Here is a 19,096-nt window from a genome sequence, read left to right as displayed (position 1 = left end):
TGCATATACTTCCAACCACACTCGCCCATCACCATTCTTCATTAACATAGTGGCTCTAGAGATCTAAACGCCAACGTATGCTGCCAAGATCGCCACACAGACAACGTCTAGTATACCCATAATACTCAGCGCGCTTTTATCAACTAGCGTTACGGCCGATTTTTGCGGCACAGCCCCAGAAAACACCACTAAGAAGAAGGGGAAAAGCAGCGGCAACAGATAGCGTACTTGGACTCCCTTAATGACGTGGGCGCCTACCGGATTGAAGCTCACATATAGCGCGGTCACGATCAACACAACCGTCACTAACAGTGCGCCGCATAGTGTTAGTCGCTGACCAACAGAAAGAATCGACTCGCCTTTTTTCCAGGGAGAATACGCTAAAACAATGAGAAGAATAAGTGGGATCAGAACTATAGCGGGGATCACCTCATAAAGTGAACCCAGATATCCGAAACTCAGCGAATAATCGCCAGAAGCCAGCGGCGATAAATAACCGGCTAAGAACTTTAACAACGTCAAGGCATACTGGAATGGGTTGGTGAGAATATAAACCACTTGTTCGACACTGTTCACGCCGTTGCCTCCGCGCGGATCGCCAGCTTGGACAGCGGGAGAAAATAGTAGTGGCAAAACAAACGACAACACCATTAATGCAACTATGAGAACCGAGGCACGCCGATAACGACGCTGGATGAAAGTCGCAGAAAACTTTTCCTTTGGCATGAAGAACGCGATCGCGAGAATCGGGAAATAGATTGCTTTAGGCATGATGCCTACAACCAAGGCAGACATCATAAGGATGAAGGTTGGTATCGTTAGTTTCCTATCGGTCTGCGCTATTTCCCGCAAAACCAGTGCACAACCCAGTGAAATAAACGCAATACTCCACGGATCATACGAATAGTTGCTTGCTAAGAAAATTGAGGTAGGAATGAGCCCGATGCCAGCCAACAATGCCTTGTTAATCGGCGTGATCCGGATTGCGCCAGCCATCACTGCGGCGTAGAACGCTAAGTTTGCTAGTCGGCCGCAAATAAACTGCCAACTAAACGAAAGAGCAAATAAGCGTCCCAGCCAAATGCCGATCGCTGATGGGATAGCGCCAACTGACGGGATCGCAAATAAGGATTTGTTGGCTCCTATCTCGGCGATTTGATCAACGTTGTGGATCCGGTAAGAAGAAACATCGGTTTCGTATTGTTGATCGATGCTCGCAACTCGTTCTTCAATGTCGAAGATGTGCAGCCCTTCGTTGTCTAGCCAGGCGCGTTGAACATATTCAAATTCTGATGCGGTCGCCTTGCCCTGACCGAAGAATGACAAGCCATCTGATCGCGCATAGTGTATTTCGTCGTCCCAGGAAATACCTGGAACCGGAGGAATCGACAAGGTCAAGAGTGAACCTGCCAAAATTGCCACAACAAAAAATAGAGAGCTTAGGGTGAACTTGCGGCGAGCGTGGATGAACAAGACCAGCACAGCCGTGGAAATACATGACAAGAGAATGAATAGAGCGTTCTCGTGCGCGTCTGAGGTGCTCCATGGCAACGAATCTGTCAGCCATGCAAAGAAAATAACGCCAGCAGTGATGAGGAACCATAAACTGACATAAAGCCCTAATCGTCGCAAGATTGCCGATCTAGCGGGGTGGGAGCGCAGGAAAAATATCGCGGTGAGGAGTAGGAAGGAGAGATAGATTGAAAATACCAAACGCAGCGGATTCCATTCGCTGAAGTTTAGCGGGGAGGAAGCAGGAATACCGATGATTGTTGCCGCTTCAAGGGCAAAACCTGCGAAGAGTGAGATAGGTATGGCGATTGAGAGTGCTTTGGTAGCCGGCATCGTCTTGGTGACGATGCGGGTGTAGAACCAATAACATGCATCGATTGAAAGATTAATTGCTATTGCGAGTGAGACACCAAAAACAAGTGCTTCAATGCTGATCATCGCAAATCTGAGTGCGACAACTGCAAAAATAACGGCATTGATAACGCCCAGTATCCGTATCTCTCTGCGTGAAAGATTCATCGTTGCTGAACTGGGCAATATACTCGACTTTTCCATGTGCACCATTGAAATTTCCATAACCGATATTGAGATAACTGCTAACGGTGTGAATACAACGTCGAGTGGGATGAGAAATATCGGAAGATACCTCTCATCCCACTCTTAGTTTAAGACCACATCACGTTGCGAACTGCTTGTAAATAAGTTTTACCGTGGCGCGCGGTTGGTTCTAAGACTGCACCTTCAGCCCATTCATTCCACGCGTTGATGAACACGATCCGGTGCTCTGGATCTCGATCCATCACTGAATCGACGCTGGCTAAGAGCCAACGATGGAAAGTATAGGGGTTAGAGCCCCACCATATATCTGACTTCCATTGCCTGCGCGCTGTGTTATCGAAGGTGACCATGACGCCCGGATATTGTTCGCTATCTAAGGTCCAAATCTTTCGAATAGCTTGACGCACTATGCCACGATAACTGAGCAATCTTCCCTTGAATCTTCTATCTGGACGGTACTTGTGTAAGGCTGCACCTTCCCAGGTTAGGTTATGTGGTGGGAACATCAACGTCCCATCCAGGCCCAGTTGGCGCCAATTATCGCCCACTCCGTCAAACTGTTGAGAAACTTCAACGGCGAGAACCATAAGTTCTCCGACTCCAGCCTGGCGAGCTCGACGTCGCCAAGTGTGGACGACGTCGGCAAAGTTATCCATTTGTGCAGGGCGATAAACAGCAATAACCGCTTTACCGTCTACTCGGATATAGCGCTCGTCGAGTAAAAACTCCATGATGTCTTCGATGAAGAGCTCTGCTGGAACAGTTGAATAATCCTGGCCTACCAAGATGTCAGAATGGCGACCATCCCAGCTGCGCGTCCAATTCTCATTGGCCCACATGAAGCAGAACGGGGTATTAACTTCGGAATCTTTCAGCTTTTCGATAGGCAAATTCAATAGCCGCTGCCCGGAGAACCAATAGTAGTAATACATGAATCCGGCGATTGCGTGCGCCTGGGCTAAATCTTGTTGCTGTTGCCGAACTTCGTCGAGGCGCAGATCGTAGAAACCTAAATCTGCTGGGTGGCGCGGTTGATGATGTCCTAGAAAAACAGGTGCAGCAGCCGTGACATTAGTCCATTCAGTGAAACCTGTACCCCACCAGCGATCGTTTTCAGTGTTGGGATGGAACTGCGGTAGATAGAACGGGATTGCGGTAGCTCGAGCTGAGCGAGGTGCATTATGGGCAAATCGCATCCACCCCTGTTTTACCTCAGCATCTAAGGCCGATGTATCCGCAAGCTCTAGTCCAGCTTCGAGAGTCAAGATTCCCATCATGCGTTCAATCGCATGAGCGGCGGTGCCATCAATTTGCCCGGCTTCAACTTCAAAGTCTTCAGCACTCATGCACAGCGCACGCAGTCCTTGAACCACGAAACCGCGCGCCACATATATCGATCCGGCCGGGAACTGTAACTCATCTGGAGCTTCGAGATTCATCTCGAGGCGTTTTAGCAGTTCTGTGACGAGTTTCTTATCGCCACCCCAATGCTCGGCACCAACAATGTTACCTTCCACAGTCATCATTCCAGCGTGCGGATTAGCTGCAAAGAAATCTAAGATCTTCGCTACTTGATCACGCGATCCAAGAAGCCCAGAAAGTAGCTCTTTCTTCCATGACTCCCCGTCTCCGCCCAAAGATTCATGATTAGCTCGCCACTGACTCTTCTTCGTATGGACCTTAAAAATTAATTCATACGGATCAACAAAGCCAGCATTGACGACGTGGATCAACGGTAGAATATCTCGACCGTGATTATCAACTTCCAAAACAGCAATGTTGATCAGATTGTCAAGTTCGTTTTTAATTGATGCTTCGTCGATATTTTCGCCAGAAGCATTAGTAATAATGACGTCGAACTCAACCGGGATGTTTTTCAGATGTAGCACAATCTCATCGAGTAGTTCACGATAATAAACGTGGATCACCACACCGACTTTAGCTGGATTCTCAAACGGCAACAGGTGATTCGTTCGCCAAACATCAGGGAAACCCTGGTTTCGTCGTCCATCGAATCGTCCTACCCAGCGCGTAAAATCTGAAGGCAAAATATTTCGATTGCGTCGTGGAAGCTCACCCGTTTCAATAGCTTGCGCCAACATTTGGCGTCCGCGCATCTGATATTCCAGCAGACGACGTTTAGCTCCAGCTTTCGTAATTTTTCTCATGTTACATCCACCCGTTTATGTCAGTATCGAAAGTTTCTTTCACAACTTCAGCCACAGCCTCACCATTTGGGGCAGTTGATGGATCGGAGATAATTGTTTTCTTCACAAACGGCCAACCGGCCTCAAACAACTCTCGCCACCGGTAAAGTGTGGGATTTTCCTGCGCTAAAGATAGCTGCCCAGGATGAAAGAGTACGTCATAGGAATAGCCGAGTTGCGTCAAGACATCACGCAGCTCTAACTCGTTATGTAAAACAACATCTTCCTTAGATTTCTCGACTCGCACCCGGGAAAAGAAAAGGCTAAGAGCACTCTCAGCAAGAATGCCACCGCGAAACATCATGAAATAACTTTGCAAATGTGGCTTCACCTGAGAAGACATCGTGGCAGCAACAACATCTGCTCTACCCTCATAGCATGCCCGTTCTAGCATGGGCTGAATCGAGGTAAACGGTCCGGCTAGAGAATCATTAGTTAACAAAACAAAAGGTTTATTGCCAAGTTGCGGGAATCGGGCAAGTGCGACTGCCCAGGTTCCAAAATCATAGCCTCGATTCTCGCGACGTCCAATAACAATGCGAGAATCTAACTCGCCATCGAATTCTAGCGGCCGGGGATCGTCACACACATTAATATAAAAAACACCAAAACCGGCGCGCGCTAATTCCTGTAAATACGTGTAGGTTGATTTTGATTGTTTTATCGACGGCGAATAGCCTGCAACAATAGCAACTTTATCTGCTGCGAGGAGACCTTCAATATCACCAGTTTCGATACGCAGATCTGGATCTGACGCTAAAACCAGCGGACGTTTGGTTCGCCTTGGATCTATCCGATCCCACAAAGATAAAATTTTATGCATCGATTCAATCATCGGAGCATCATCCGTACCACGCGAATCGGACCAGTAATTCGCCACGAAAGCGTCTTACGCATCTGATGTATCTGATCCCAGGCAGTCGATAATTTCAGATTAAGATCGTGGATTTCTTGTTCGTGTTCGCGTACCTGGTCATAGGCTTCACGCAATTCTTGCTTTTGTCGTTTAACTGTGGCGCGTAAAAGGCGCAGTTCTTCCGTGTTATCAATCATTAGCTCAAACCTCTCGCTGGATATGTGACCAGTCTCCATGCATTTTAATCAAACCTGGCTCTTTAACAACACCTTCGGCACGTACCACGAGAGACGTCTCTCGATCCGAATAATCGTAAGTATGCCCAGAATCGACTAGCGCAGCAGTAATATAGTAGTTTCCGGGAAGAATCTCTAACGGATTTACCGTGTAATCGATGTAACTTTTCCCGATGTCAAAGTCATACTTTGTATCTTGTGTGGCAACCGAATTAGGGCCGGAGAGAAAAACTCCGCCTTCGGTGATGAAGCCGAGTCCGACTTCGACGTTGCGCACCGGCTTATTGCAATCGACGTGGATCCGGAACGTGTGTGGTTTTCCAACGTGTGCAAACGGAATCTTTTCGCCTTTGCCATCAAGAATATCGACGCCAGTTACACGTATTTCACCAGAGCCTTGCCGAGCAGCCCGGGAACCAGAGTTCCCAGTCTCAGTTCCGTCCTCGTCGCCAGCTCGGCGATCAAATTCTTTCTGATTAACAACTGACAGGTATCCGTCAATCACTTCATTAACATCACCTAAAAGCCGGGACTTGCCGTGGTCAAGCCACACCGCCTCGTCACATAGCTGGGATGCTAAGCTCAACGAATGGGTCACGAGAGCGATTGTGGTTCCCCGTCGTCGTAAATCAAACAAATAATCGAAACACTTACGCTGGAAATCTTCGTCGCCCACCGCGATAATCTCATCGACAATCAAAATTTCTGGATCTAGAGTTACAGCGATCGCAAACCCCAACCGAACAGTCATTCCCGATGAATAAACTTTAACTGGAACATCAATAAAATCGCCAATATCGGCAAATTCAATAATTTTGTCGATACGATAATTGATTTCCTTTTTCGTCAACCCCAAAATAGCGCCATTGAGATAAATATTCTCACGGCCAGTGAGCTCACCGTGGAACCCAGCACCTAACTCCAAAAGTGCTGACACGCGACCATCGACCATGACTTTTCCTGAGGTTGGCCGATACACACCCGCCAAAACCTTCAACATCGTCGACTTGCCCGAACCGTTATGGCCGATCAATCCGAACGTCGAGCCTCGTGGAACGTCAAAACTAACGCTATCGAGAGCTTTAAACGCACGTTTTCCAACAGCTGCTCCCCGAACGAAACGTTCTTTAATTGTCGATCTCGATTCGGCATGAATCGTAAAAATCTTTGACACTTCCTGTGCCGATATTGCTGCATTCACCATTAGATTTGCTCCGCTAAATCCCCGCCGCGTTTCTTCGTAACCCACACTGCCAATGCGTACGCTGCCAGCGTCCACAAAACAACCGACACCCATTGCATGATAGTCCCCGTCGTCAAATCATAAATGGTACTGCGGAATAAAGTTACGAATTTTGCAAGCGGACTAAATTCGATAATGTCACGCAAGGGAAGCCCGCGCCAAGTTTCTGGAAGCAAGGCAGGGGTGTAGATAATCGGAGTCATGTAAAACAGTAACTGCAAGGCAACATTGATCAAATGCGCTAAGTCCCGTGCGAAAATATTGAGAATAGAAAGCACAACCGCCAGTGCTTGGGTGAAAATAACAAACAGCATCAAGACGAAGGGGGATAACAGCCACGTCCAACCGATATTACCCACAATAACAAAGGCGCCCAGAAGAATGCCGACTTCGATTAGAGATTGAACACCTACCGCTAACCCGGAACCTAACACCGGCGCGTATGCCGGAAAGTAAATCTTTGAAAGCAGTCCACCAGATGATGTCAACGCATTCATTCCACCATTGATCGACGAAGAGAAAAACGACCAGAGAATCAAACCAGCGAATAACCACAGTGCGAAGATTCCATCGTTGCCGTTGCCGAGCTGGGGTGGTTGAATACGGAAAACAACGGAAAAAACAACCGAATAAATGAGCAACGTGGACATTGGGACGACGAGGGACCAAACCCAACCGAGTAAGGTTCCATTGAATTTCGCTTTAAGATCACGACCAGCGAAATTCGCTACCAAGTTCCACTGCCGGTTTAGAGGCATTTTTGGCCGGATTTCCTGCGAAGGAGCCTTCATTTCGTGCACGTCAACAACCCGCTCGTCAGTCGGGTCAATCTCGGATCGTGAATAGCTTTCACTACTCATATCATCTGCTTTCATGAAGCTCCTCATAAGTTTTTAGCTCTAGTCAAAGCTAGCAGTATACACTTGAGCATACAAGGATTCGGTTCTCCGAGCACGCTTCGTAACTATAGTCTATGCAACTCGGACATAAAATAATTGCGTAAAATCTTCTTCATTGGTCACACATCGCAGTAAAAAGACTGTAATAATGGGAATATCGAAGCTCGCAAATACACAATGTACTCAAGCTAAAGTGGTGCTTGAGCCCAGCAAGGAGAAAAATGAAAGTACTTGTCACCGGCGGAGCCGGCTTTATTGGAGCAAATTTTGTTCGCCAAACCGTTGAGACGATGCCTGATGCCGACGTCGTCGTTCTCGATAAGCTCACCTACGCCGGAAACCCAGCCTCAATTGCCGGGCTAGAACGCGTTACATTGATCGAAGGCGATATTGCAGATCGCGATACCGTTGATTCGTTGGTCAAAGATGCCGATGTGGTGGTCAATTTCGCCGCCGAGTCCCACAACGATAACTCCCTCAACGATCCATCGCCATTTATTCGCTCAAACATTGTAGGTACGTTCGAACTCCTTGAAGCAGTACGCCGCCACGGCACCCGCTTCCACCACATTTCTACCGACGAAGTCTACGGCGATCTGGAAATCGGTGAACCGCGCCGCTTCCAACCCGGTGACCCCTACGTACCATCCAGCCCCTACTCTTCATCTAAAGCAGCCTCCGATCACCTGGTTCGTGCCTGGGTACGCTCGTTTGGCATCGAAGCTACCATCTCAAACTGTTCAAATAATTACGGCCCATACCAGCACGTGGAAAAGTTCATCCCACGAACCGTCACTAATCTGATGGACGGTATCCGGCCGCGCATTTACGGCACCGGTGAACAGATCCGCGACTGGATCCACGTCCGCGACCATAACGCAGCCGTCTGGGCTATCATCAATAAAGGCCGGTTGGGTGAAACCTATCTTATTGGTGCTGATGGTGAGCTTAACAACCTCCAAGTTACCCAGATGATCTTGGAAGAGTTTGGCCGCCCAGCCGACGACTTCGATCATGTTAATGACCGGCCAGGCCACGATCAACGCTACGCCATCGATAACTCCAAGCTCGTTGAAGAAACCGGCTGGCAACCGGTATTCCAAAACTTTGCTGACGGCCTGCATGACACCATCGAATGGTATAAGGCACATGAAGCCTGGTGGCGCCCAGCAAAAGATGCGGTTGAAGCTAAGTACGCTAAGAACGGTCAGTAGCTAGAACCGGCTGAGCCCCGGGCTGGGGTTGGAGTCTGGCTCGGGGCTAGGCCTCGGCTCCCCCGGGCTGGGGTTGGAGTCTGGCTCAGGGCTAGGCCTCGGCTCCCGGCTCGATCTCAACTACTGACTGCACCGAAACCGGGGAATACGGGGTGATGTCACCTTATATGATGACATCACCCCGTATTCCCCGGTTTTGTAACGCCTTATATGAATTCGTCAGCAATATCAGTGAAAATGGCAGTTGCTCCCCAGTTGAAAAGCTCATTTGCTCGGGCTTTATCATTCACAGTCCAGACATTGACTCCATATCCGGCTTCGCGGAACGCCGCAATGTATTCTGGCTGCAACTGTGCTTGATCAGGATGAATATAGGTAGCTCCTACCAGCTCAAGGATCGAGCGCCAATCTGGCCACAAGTTATCCTTGGTAAACAAAGCGCCGATCGGAAGATCAGGCCGCTTTTCGTGGACATGATGAAGCAATAGATGATTAAAAGAGGAGATAATCACTTCGCGCTGCGGATCTAACCGATCTAACTCCGCCAACGTGTTATCGATAAGCTGCATCGACATTTCTTTGCCACGTTCATTGGATTTAAGCTCGATATTTGCGTTGAGTCCGGTCTCATTCATCAGATCTACGAGCTCATGCAAGGTCGGCAGTGGCTCGTGGGCGTATTGGGCCGAAAACCACGAACCTGCATCGATAGGTAAATCTGAAGCCTGCAGATCATAGAAATAGCCTGACCGGTTGGTGGTCCGATCTAGGCGCGTATCATGGATAATGATCGCAGTACCATCACCCATAACGTCTACATCAGTTTCGATCCATCGGCATCCACTTTGTGCCGCCAACCGAAAAGCCGAAAGCGTATTTTCTGGAGCTCGGCGGTTGAGTCCGCGATGCGCAATAACTTCACGTTCTAGCAATGTATGTTTCATGGGGTCACTTATCCTCTTTTGATGTGTGGTGAATTTCGACAATGCGAAGTGCCGTTATCGTTACTCTATCGCGGCGCTATTGCCTGCCGCGGGTTAGCCACCATCCTCGAATATCCAAACCTAATCCCAATAGGCCACGCACCGGAGCATAGGCAGCTCCAGAGTAGGCCGTAGCAAGATATTGCTTTGCAGAATTATGGTGAGCTCTAATCATTTTGACTGGGCGGGCCTTCCAGGATGCGCCTTGCTCATGGAAAACAGAGGCTGCAGGAACATAGACGCTTTGAATCCCAGCTTCTCCGGCACGCCGGCCTAAATCAACATCTTCGAAAAACATGAAGTACCGTGGATCAAATCCGCGAAGTTCACGCCATGCCGATGTTCGGATCAATAGGCACGCCCCCGAAAGCCAGCCGGTAACATGTTCTGTTTCAGTGTGCCCATGATATTCTTTCGTCCACGGGTTTTCTGGCCACAAGTGACTAAAAACAGCGTGTCCTATTCCGGTAGCTAGGCTGGGAAGAGCGCGCGCTGAGGGGTAGACGCTCCCGTCACGTTCTAATAATCTTGGGCCAAAAATTCCTGCCTTGGGCCAACGCTGGCCGGCGGCAACTAATTCAACGAGAGCTTCTGGCTGGAAAACAGTATCCGGGTTTGCCACGCATACCCACGGTTCGCTGATGTCACGCAATCCTAGGTTTGCGGCTCTGCCATAGCCTAAGTTTCGTCCGGGGCGGATAACTCGTGCAGAAAATTCCGTTGCATATTCTCCTACTAGAGCATCGACTCGCTCGGTGTCACTGCCGTTATCAACGATTGTTAGCGAGATTTTCACGAGGCGGTTATCTGCGCCGCGGATGCCAGCGTATCGTAGTGAAGCTACCATGGCATCGAGCTCTGGCCCTGGATTGTATGTAATTGTGACGACGTGGATGCCCACGGGTTCATTTTCAGGCATACATCTATTGTAGTTCAGTTTGCCTCCGGAACAGATGTAGCCAAACTAAATTGGCTCATTCACTTTTTAGGGTTGGGACTCGAGGCTTCCGAAGTGGAGTTCTGGCCCTTGCCGAATAGAGTTTCGGTCCTTGCCGAATAGAGTTCTGGCCCTTCCGAAGTAGAGTGCTGGCCCTTGCGGGGTAGAACTTTTGGCGAATTTAGGCATTTTCCAGCGCGCGATACCGTGACGTTATACACTAAAGCCATAAAGGAGGACGATGATGTCACAACAATCGGAGAATTTTAGTTCTGAAAATCACCTAACCGGAACTTCACGTAATAAAATCATCTGGTATGTTTTGGGAGCTTTCATCCTCTTAGTTACACTTGGCGTCCTCCTGGCGGCTCTTGGCGTCGGCTCGTTTTTAGTGAATCGCGATTCTTCGTCTACTAACGAGGATAAGGCGATTACTACACCGGCAGGTATCACCGATCAAAATTCAGACAAAAACTCAGATACCTCGAACTCTCGTTCAGAGCTTGCCATGAATATCGATCAGATCCTTGAAGGTAACTACGACTCCATCGAAGGTACGTGGCTGAACATGAGTGGAGATCGCCTCACCATTAAAGACGATCGCATCGAGTGGAGCACGAGTGCGGGAAACATCGAGATCAACAAGCTCGTTTTATCAACCCCGGCTTCGCGCGAAAAATTCGAGGCTTCGGTTTCCACATCTAAGAAATCCGGTCGCATCTACTGGGATGCAACCGGCAAAGACAACTTCGCTATTGGATATTCACTGAGTTTTTATCCTGCCGGAGAAAAGATTGAAGAAAACGCTAACCTCGCCATCGAAGCGATGGACAAGGGCAATCGGATCGTGGCGTTGCCCGGTAACGCACCGGGGAGATTCTGGGATATGGATTCTGATATTTCCCCTTACGTTTTCTTTCACACAAGTGAATCTGATCTGCTCAAAGCTGCCAAGGAATCACAGCCTGTAGCAGGAGCAAAGACTGTCAACCATAATCCAGATTGCGTCCCGCCATCACCTCACGCCCACGAATGTGCCGGCGGTAGTGCGCCGTCTAACGCAGAGCGGGTACCAGTTGTCTTTTCCGATTCAGGTTTGAGTATCGGCGGCCTAGCTACTCCGTCAAAAAATATATTCTGCGATTTCACGCATTTTGAGGGGCAAGAAAGCCAGCTAGAGTGCGTGGTACAGACCTGGTATGAGCCCGGACTTTTCTCTCCGCAACCAGTCATGCCACGTGACCCGAATCTTCCCGGACTTCCGTCAGTTCAATTCAAAGACGGGCAAATCCCGCAATATGATGGATATCGATCAGAAGCTCCTATGTCACTTAATGCACATAATGGCGTAGCCGGCCTAAACCCGCCACTTATTCTCGATTACGGCAAACAAGCTGTCTTTGATGATTGGGTATGTGCCTCAGCGAAAACTGGTCTATCGTGCTGGAACACAACAACTGGCCACGGGGCAACGATCGCTCGCGAATTCTTCGAAACGTTCTAACTAGCCGCACTGAACTAGCCCCACTGTGGGTGTTTCCGGGGCAGGATCTAAAAATCCGAGCGATATCTGCCCATCATCGGTGTTATCGAGTTGCCTCAACCCACATCCGAGCGCTATCCGCCCATCATGCCAGTTATCGAGTTGCCTCAACCCATACGCGTACGAGGTCAGGATCAACCGGATTATTAAAGCTACCACCACGTACCGGAGAACCAACATGGAACTTTCGGATACCAGCTGCTTTGAGCCGATCAATATGTTCAAGGCGTAGCCCGCCACCGATCATCATCAAATCAGCAATGCGCGGATTGGCAGCTTGAGTCAAGATGTTGTCCATCCCCACTTCCACCCCGGCAGCCGACCCAGCTGTCAAAACACTCGTCACCTGCTCCACCTGCAAGATTTTCTGCCATCCACGACCATAATCGGCAACATGATCGATCGCTCGATGAATCGTGAGTTCAACCTCAGGTACCTCGCGGACCACCTCGACTAAAGTTTCGGTATCGAAGTGCCCATCGCGCACCCATCCCACAACAAGCGCCTGCACTCCGGCAGCAACAAGCTCGCGTGCGCTGCGACGCAACTGTTCCTTATTCTGGGGAGTAAATCCATCGCGATCGCGCAACATAGCTCGAATCGGAATATCGCTCACGGCGCGGATCTGTTCGACCTGTTCGACTGTTGCCGACAAACCATCTTGATCCATAGTCCCTACAAGTTCGAGCCGATCTGCGCCACCTGCTACGGCCGCGAGCGCATCACGGGCATCAAGCGCAATAACTTCGAGCATTTCTCATATCTCCTTCGATATCACCACTAGGTTCTTCGACGTCGCCCCGCTGGCAAACGCCACGAAATCTGCTACTTGACTAGCTTAGCGACAACGATAGGCCAGTTTTCCGACGAATCGCCGAGCCAACTGACGTTATAGGTGCGCAACTCGTGCGGAACTACAACTTCGCGTCCGGCTTCTTGGAGCAGATAGATAACATTTTCTGACTCTGGCTGCGCGGCCGGACACGTAAAGTAACTCCCGTCAATAACTCCTGGCCCCCAGGGGCGTGTTGCATAGATAGCTTGGCCGTATTGGGCCAACCAGCGGCCCATATATTCTAGTGATCGGCGTTGGACCTCAGGTATTGTTCCGTCAGCTTCAGGGCCGATGTTGATAAGCAGGTTACCATTTTTTGCGACGACGTCGACGAGGTAGCGCACTAAGTCTGGGCCACTAAGAGATAAGGAGGCATCTTCGTCGGCGTTGTATCCAAAGGATTTTCCGATACCGCGTACGGCTTCCCACGGGCGATCCATTTTCGTCGCTACGTTTCGATATTCGCGGGTGAGCACACCTTGAGCTGGCACACCCCAACGATCGTTGATAACTGCGTGGGGGACTTCGGTGAGATAGTGGGTAAAGAGCTGAGCCAAACCATAGGGTTCGTCGCCTTTTCCACCGTCGGGCCAATCAATATCGTTCCATAAATAATCTGGGGAATATAGGTCGATCAGTTCGCGCACTTGGGCGTTGGCGTAACGGGAGAATTCGGCGTCGTTGCGCCGGAAGGTAAATAGTTCTTCGTCTGAGGTGATTGGCCCGAAATCGCTGACGTGCCAGTCGAGTGCGCCGGAAAAATACAGTCCTAGTCGCAGGTTGGCTTCGCGGGTTGCGCGGGCGAATTCCGAGATCAGGTCACGGTGTGGTCCGCGATGGACGGTTGAGAAATCGGTTGTGGCACTATCCCAAAGGCATAGACCATCGTGGTGTTTAGTGGTTGGTACGAGGTATCGTGCTCCGCTAGCAACCGCCAGCTTGACGATGTCGGTCACGGCGTCGTCGTTAATGTTCCACATATCGAGTAAGTCTTCGTATGTGCGTTGCCCGTAGCGTGCCCGATGAAGTAGCGCGGTGGGCGAACCGGGAATACGAACCGTATTGCCATACCATTCGGCATATCGGTGGAAGGCGTATTCTTCCGCTGCGCTAAACTGTTCGTCACTGGTTACCGCCCAGGCAGGAATTGAATAGATTCCCCAATGAATCATAATTCCAACCTTGGCATCCCGATACCATTGTGGGACTGGGGTTGGCGGATACGTTATGTCGGTGCGGTTTCCCACTCGTTCATCGAAGTTCAACATGCGAGGCCACCTTTGCGGGCAGCACCAATAAGAACTGCATCTGCGCCAAGTAATGAACGGTGGATCTCAAGGGTGCCACCGGAGATGAGCGGATGTTTCGTCACCATTTCAGTGATTCCTTCCATAAGGTAGTCCCAGTCGCGAGTCACCCCGCCGCCGATAACAACTGCGGTCAAATCAAGCATTGTTGCTGTTTGGATGATTGCGAGGCCAGCATATCGGCCAGCGTCACGCAAAATATCGACGGCGATCGCGTCACCTGCGCGCGCTGCTTGGGAAACGTGGCGCGCGTGTGCGGTAGGTTTTCCGGTAGCTGAGGCGTAGCGTGTTGCAATTGCGCGGCCCGAAGAGGTTGTTTCGATATGGCCGCGGCCCCCACACGTACATGGCAGATCACCAAATCCGGGCATGTGCCCTATTTCAGCTGCCGCGCCATGTTGGCCGTGAAGTATGTGACCATCGAGCATGATGGCACCACCTACGCCAGTGCCCAACATCAGCCCTAAACAGCTGTCTACTCCGGAAAGAACACCGGCATAGGTTTCACCGAGCAAAAACGCATTGACGTCGTTTTCAACACCCACTGGGATACCGAGGGCTTGTCGTATTTCGTGGCCTAACGCAAAGCCTGCCCAGCCGTTAAATGAATCGGAGGCGGCAAGAATTGTGCCTTCGGCGTCGATCACACCGGCAGCGCCGATCCCCACTGATTGCGCTGTTGGCCAAGTGTGGCGAACAATGCCAGTGATTTCTTCAACGACGCGAGTTCCTGACTCACGTGCTGGACTTGGGATATCGATGCGACCAACAATATCGCCATTGTCAAGCACGCGAGCCACACTCATCGTCGTGCCACCAATATCTACGCCGATTCGAACCGAATCCTCGTATATAGTCATGGCCGTTATCCCAACGGATAATGGCAGGCAACCTGCCGACCTTCACCAACCAAAACAGGTTCGGTGTTACACAACTCAGTGGCAAACGGGCAGCGGTTTTTAAACCGACACCCTTGCGGAGGATTGATTGCTGAGGCCGGCTCACCGGTCAGATGCACGATTTCTTTGCGTTTATGGCGCGGATCGGCAACCGGAATGGCTTCAATCAACGCTTGAGTGTAGGGATGTTGGGGATGTTCTACAACTTCAGCGGCCGGACCAATTTCAACAATCTTGCCCAAGTACATCACTGCGATCCGGTCCGAAATATATTTCACAACAGACAGATCGTGAGAGATGAAAATGTAAGTCAACGATTGCTCTTCTTGCAATCGACGCATAACATTTAACACTTGTGCCTGGACAGATACATCGAGGGCAGAAACTGGTTCATCGCACACAATAAGTTTCGGTTCTAGCACGAGGGAGCGTGCTAAGCCGATGCGTTGGAGTTGACCGCCAGAAAATTCGTGCGGATATTTCCACATTGCACCGTGTTCGATACCGATTTTGCCAACTAACGTATTGGCACGCTGATGTTGAAACTCGCGATTGCCGATTTTTTGAATTTTGAGCGGCTCGGTCAAAATTTCGTCGACGCGCATACGCGGATCCATCGCGGCAAACGAATCTTGGAACATCATTTGTACATCGCGTCGCATCTTCTTCAACTCTCGACGCGAGGCTTGGGCAATGTCTTTCCCGCCAATTAGCACGTGCCCATCTGAAGCAGGCTCTAGCCCAGTAATCACGCGTCCTAGAGTTGATTTCCCGCATCCTGACTCGCCCACGATACCGAGTGTTTCTCCTTCATAAACATCGAGAGAGACATGCGATACTGCATGAACTGATCCGATCCGACGGCGCACAACCTTCCCACCCATTGCCGGATATAGCTTCGATAAATCCTGTACCGAACAAATAACTGAGCGATTACTAAGATCGCGCTTTTCGCGAATAGAAATTGGCCGCTCCAGTTCAGGGCCAGCAGGATTCCAACACGCATGGGAGTGGACGTGACCGGCTTTATCGGTCAACGTCACCAGTTGCGGAGTATCAGTGTAGCAAGCATCAATCGTGCGCGGGCAACGCGCAGCAAACGGACACCCCACAATTTCACCGCGCAACGACGGCGGCATGCCAGGAATCGTATACAGTTCTTGGCGAGTATCTTTCGTATTTTCTGGCAACGCAGCCATGAGGGAACGAGTGTATTGATGTTGTGGGTTGATGAAAATTTCATCAGTTGTTCCCACTTCTACCACGCGCCCGGCATACATCACTGCTACTCGGTCAGCACGCCCTGCTACCACGCCTAAATCGTGAGTCACCAAAATAACTGAAGTATCGAATTCTTTCTTCAAATCGTCGAGAAGATCAAGAATCTGACGTTGAATCGTTACGTCCAACGCCGTCGTCGGCTCATCAGCTATCAATAGTGACGGTTGGCAGATCAACGACATCGCAATCATCACGCGCTGGCGCATACCTCCGGAAAGCTGATGTGGATAGTCGTTGACAATCGCTTCTGGGCGTGGCATGCCAACTTTGCGCAACACCTCAATTGCTGCTTGGCGGCCTTCGGCTTTGGAAACCCCTCGATGAACACGCAGCGGCTCAGCAACCTGATCCCCGATCTTCATTGTTGGATTCAGTGAGGTAAGTGGATCTTGGAAAATCATTCCAATCTCCATGCCACGTATCCGGCGAGCTTCTTTATCTGATAAGTCGAGCAGGTTGCGCCCTTGGAATGTCAGCTTACCGCCGGACACACTACCCATGTGTGGGAGTAATCCCATCACTGATAGTGCAGTCATGGTTTTACCACAACCAGATTCACCAACAATGCCAAGGGTTTCACCAGGCATAACTTCGAGATTGACCCCGCGCAGCGGTTCTACTTGACCTTTGCGTAGCTTAATGGTCACACGAAGATCTTCAATCGAGAGCAATGGGCTTGTCATGATCTCTCCTATCGGCTTCGCAAACGGACTTCAAACGCGTCACGCAAACCATCACCAACGAAGTTAAACGCAACAACCAGCAAAATAATCATGATTCCCGGTGGATATAACAGCCACCAGTGGCCGTTATACACTTCGTTCATGCCAGTAGAGAGCATGCCACCCCAGTTAGCTGCCGGCGGTGGAACACCTAGTCCAAGGAAGGATAGATAGGCAACATACAAGATGGCGTCAGCTACTTGGAAGGTGGCGTTAACGATCACGGTTCCGATAGCGTTGCGCACAATGTGGGTACGAACGGCTCGTAGCGGGGAGCCACCCATGCCACGCATCGCGGTAATGTATTCTCGCGAGCGCAGCGCTAAAGATTCACCACGAATAAGACGTGCCGGATTTAACCAGGCGAACGCACCAATAGTCAGCACTAACAGTGGAACATTTGGTGTGATGACTGAGGCGATGAGGATGAAGAGGAATAGTGCTGGCACTGCCATCATCGCATCGACGATACGCATCATCGCCGAATCGACCCAACCACCTATGAATCCAGCGGTTGCACCCCAAATTGTGCCGATCGTTGTGGCCAAAATACCGGCAGCCAAACCGATAATGATAGATGTTTTGCCACCTTCCATCAATCTGCCTAATTGGTCAAAGCCAACACCGTCAGTACCCAATGGGTGCTCAGCAGATAACGGCAGATAGGCATCGGATAGGGAAGAGTATTGTTGCTCAGTGACCCAAATATAGGGGCCGACGAATGAAAATAGTGTGAAGGAAATTAAGATGAGTAAACCGAGAACAGCCAACCGGTTTGACACAAAGACTTCAACACTTTGGCGGAATAAGCCTTTAGGATTCTTGGCTTTCATCAGGCTTCACCCCCTCCGTATCGAACACGCGGATCGGCTATGGCATACATGATGTCTGCTAGTAGAGCGCCGATAACTGTGGCAATAGAAATAATTGTGGTCACGGCAAGCAAAATTGGATAGTCACGGCCTTGGGCTGCTTGCCAATACATCAACCCCATTCCGGGATAGTTAAACAGCGATTCGACCACAAGACCGCCGGAGAATAGTCCCGGAAGCGACATCCCCAGCAAGGTGATGACTGGGAAGAGCGAGTTTCGCATCGCATGTTTGATCACAACACGCGATTCGGATAGGCCTTTGGCGCGTGCGGTACGAATGTAGTTTTCTTCAAGATTATCAACCATCGAGGAGCGCACATACCGGGTGTAGGCTGCTAGTGAGACGATTGCTAAGGTAACTGCAGGCAAAATTAGGCCTTGCCATTGCGATAGCATTTCTGAAACAGTAAAGCCTTGTGGTGCTTCTGGGGGAAGAACTGCCCATACTTGGGAAAAGAGAATGATTAAGAGTAGCCCCATGAAGAATAATGGCGTGGAGTACATCAGCAACGCGATGGCGGTAATAAGGTAGTCTGGCCAGCGGTTACGCTTCCATGCTTGGAGCATACCTAACGGAATAGCGATCACGACGGCGAGCACTAACCCGAGGAAGCTCAACAGCATTGTTTTGGGAAGTCGTTGCGCAATAGCATCGGAAACATCCATGTTTAAGGCAAAAGATGTGCCCAGTTCGCCGTGAATGAGCTGGTTAATGTAGGTGAAATACTGTTCGTAGAGTGGCCGATCATATCCCATTTGATGCGAATAGGCATCGAGCTGTTCTTGGGTAGCTTGGAGTCCAAGAGCAGAACGGGCTGCTCCACCAGGTAACATATGCAAGATTGTGAACGTAATGATCGTTACGAGTACGACGACGACGAGCGATTGCAATAGTCGTCGCGAAATGTAGCGAACCATAACCTCTCCTTCACAGCATCAGTCAGTTTGTAACACTTCCTCAGGTACGTATTGACACACGGAACGTGAACC

At 50.1% G+C, this 19,096-nt stretch carries 16 protein-coding genes; 2 read left to right on the top strand and 14 right to left on the bottom strand.

Annotated features, from left to right (window positions below; all coding sequences use genetic code 11):
- Positions 1 to 63: 63 nt before the first annotated feature.
- The 6 genes from NG665_RS00215 to NG665_RS00190 form a co-directional block, all read right to left on the bottom strand.
- The gene (locus tag NG665_RS00215; RefSeq protein ID WP_252673327.1) at positions 64 to 2,067 is read right to left on the bottom strand and encodes a DUF2142 domain-containing protein; all 2,004 of its coding nucleotides are present in this window, start codon (positions 2,065 to 2,067) and stop codon (positions 64 to 66) included.
- A gap of 110 nt (positions 2,068 to 2,177) precedes the next feature.
- On the bottom strand, positions 2,178 to 4,238 hold the full coding sequence (locus NG665_RS00210; RefSeq protein ID WP_252673326.1) for a glycoside hydrolase family 99-like domain-containing protein: 2,061 nt from the start codon (positions 4,236 to 4,238) through the stop codon (positions 2,178 to 2,180).
- A gap of 1 nt (position 4,239) precedes the next feature.
- On the bottom strand, positions 4,240 to 5,157 hold the full coding sequence (locus tag NG665_RS00205; protein ID WP_252673325.1) for a rhamnan synthesis F family protein: 918 nt from the start codon (positions 5,155 to 5,157) through the stop codon (positions 4,240 to 4,242).
- Positions 5,109 to 5,330, bottom strand: a complete 222-nt coding sequence (locus tag NG665_RS00200) for a hypothetical protein (protein WP_252673324.1) — start codon at positions 5,328 to 5,330, stop codon at positions 5,109 to 5,111. Before NG665_RS00200 ends, NG665_RS00205 begins: the two co-directional genes overlap by 49 nt.
- Positions 5,331 to 5,334: 4 nt before the next feature.
- On the bottom strand, positions 5,335 to 6,573 hold the full coding sequence (locus NG665_RS00195) for an ABC transporter ATP-binding protein (RefSeq protein WP_252673323.1): 1,239 nt from the start codon (positions 6,571 to 6,573) through the stop codon (positions 5,335 to 5,337).
- Positions 6,573 to 7,487, bottom strand: coding sequence for an ABC transporter permease (locus NG665_RS00190; RefSeq protein WP_252673322.1), 915 nt, complete (start codon positions 7,485 to 7,487; stop codon positions 6,573 to 6,575). Before NG665_RS00190 ends, NG665_RS00195 begins: the two co-directional genes overlap by 1 nt.
- Before the next feature lie 245 nt (positions 7,488 to 7,732).
- Between NG665_RS00190 and rfbB the strand changes: the two genes are divergently transcribed.
- Positions 7,733 to 8,725, top strand: a complete 993-nt coding sequence (rfbB, locus tag NG665_RS00185) for a dTDP-glucose 4,6-dehydratase (RefSeq protein ID WP_252673321.1) — start codon at positions 7,733 to 7,735, stop codon at positions 8,723 to 8,725.
- 206 nt (positions 8,726 to 8,931) lie between these two features.
- Here the strand turns inward: rfbB and NG665_RS00180 are convergent, their stop codons facing one another.
- On the bottom strand, positions 8,932 to 9,669 hold the full coding sequence (locus tag NG665_RS00180) for a glycerophosphodiester phosphodiesterase family protein (protein ID WP_252673320.1): 738 nt from the start codon (positions 9,667 to 9,669) through the stop codon (positions 8,932 to 8,934).
- Between the two features lie 76 nt (positions 9,670 to 9,745).
- On the bottom strand, positions 9,746 to 10,627 hold the full coding sequence (locus NG665_RS00175) for a glycosyltransferase family 2 protein (protein WP_252673319.1): 882 nt from the start codon (positions 10,625 to 10,627) through the stop codon (positions 9,746 to 9,748).
- 259 nt (positions 10,628 to 10,886) lie between these two features.
- On the opposite strand from NG665_RS00175, the gene NG665_RS00170 reads away from it, so the two are divergent.
- Positions 10,887 to 12,149, top strand: coding sequence for a DUF6287 domain-containing protein (locus tag NG665_RS00170; RefSeq protein WP_252673318.1), 1,263 nt, complete (start codon positions 10,887 to 10,889; stop codon positions 12,147 to 12,149).
- Between the two features lie 133 nt (positions 12,150 to 12,282).
- Here the strand turns inward: NG665_RS00170 and NG665_RS00165 are convergent, their stop codons facing one another.
- The 6 genes from NG665_RS00165 to NG665_RS00140 form a co-directional block, all read right to left on the bottom strand.
- The gene (locus NG665_RS00165) at positions 12,283 to 12,942 is read right to left on the bottom strand and encodes a copper homeostasis protein CutC (protein WP_252673317.1); all 660 of its coding nucleotides are present in this window, start codon (positions 12,940 to 12,942) and stop codon (positions 12,283 to 12,285) included.
- Positions 12,943 to 13,013: 71 nt separating this feature from the next.
- The gene (locus NG665_RS00160; RefSeq protein WP_252673316.1) at positions 13,014 to 14,291 is read right to left on the bottom strand and encodes an alpha-L-fucosidase; all 1,278 of its coding nucleotides are present in this window, start codon (positions 14,289 to 14,291) and stop codon (positions 13,014 to 13,016) included.
- A complete protein-coding gene (locus NG665_RS00155) occupies positions 14,285 to 15,190 on the bottom strand; it encodes an ROK family protein (protein WP_252673315.1) in 906 nt (301 codons plus the stop codon). The genes NG665_RS00160 and NG665_RS00155 overlap by 7 nt, the downstream gene beginning before the upstream one ends.
- Before the next feature lie 5 nt (positions 15,191 to 15,195).
- Entirely contained in the window at positions 15,196 to 17,193 is a 1,998-nt protein-coding gene (locus NG665_RS00150; RefSeq protein ID WP_252673314.1) for an ABC transporter ATP-binding protein, read from the bottom strand.
- Positions 17,194 to 17,201: 8 nt separating this feature from the next.
- A complete protein-coding gene (locus tag NG665_RS00145) occupies positions 17,202 to 18,065 on the bottom strand; it encodes an ABC transporter permease (protein WP_252673313.1) in 864 nt (287 codons plus the stop codon).
- Positions 18,065 to 19,024 carry an ABC transporter permease gene (locus NG665_RS00140; protein ID WP_252673312.1) on the bottom strand — a complete coding sequence of 320 codons (960 nt, stop codon included), beginning with the start codon at positions 19,022 to 19,024 and terminating at the stop codon, positions 18,065 to 18,067. Before NG665_RS00140 ends, NG665_RS00145 begins: the two co-directional genes overlap by 1 nt.
- Between the last annotated feature and the right edge of the window lie 72 nt (positions 19,025 to 19,096).

It is taken from the genome of Arcanobacterium pinnipediorum (genome assembly GCF_023973165.1).
Taxonomy (GTDB): Bacteria; Actinomycetota; Actinomycetes; order Actinomycetales; family Actinomycetaceae; genus Arcanobacterium; species Arcanobacterium pinnipediorum.
This window is presented reverse-complemented; position numbering and strand designations above follow the sequence as displayed.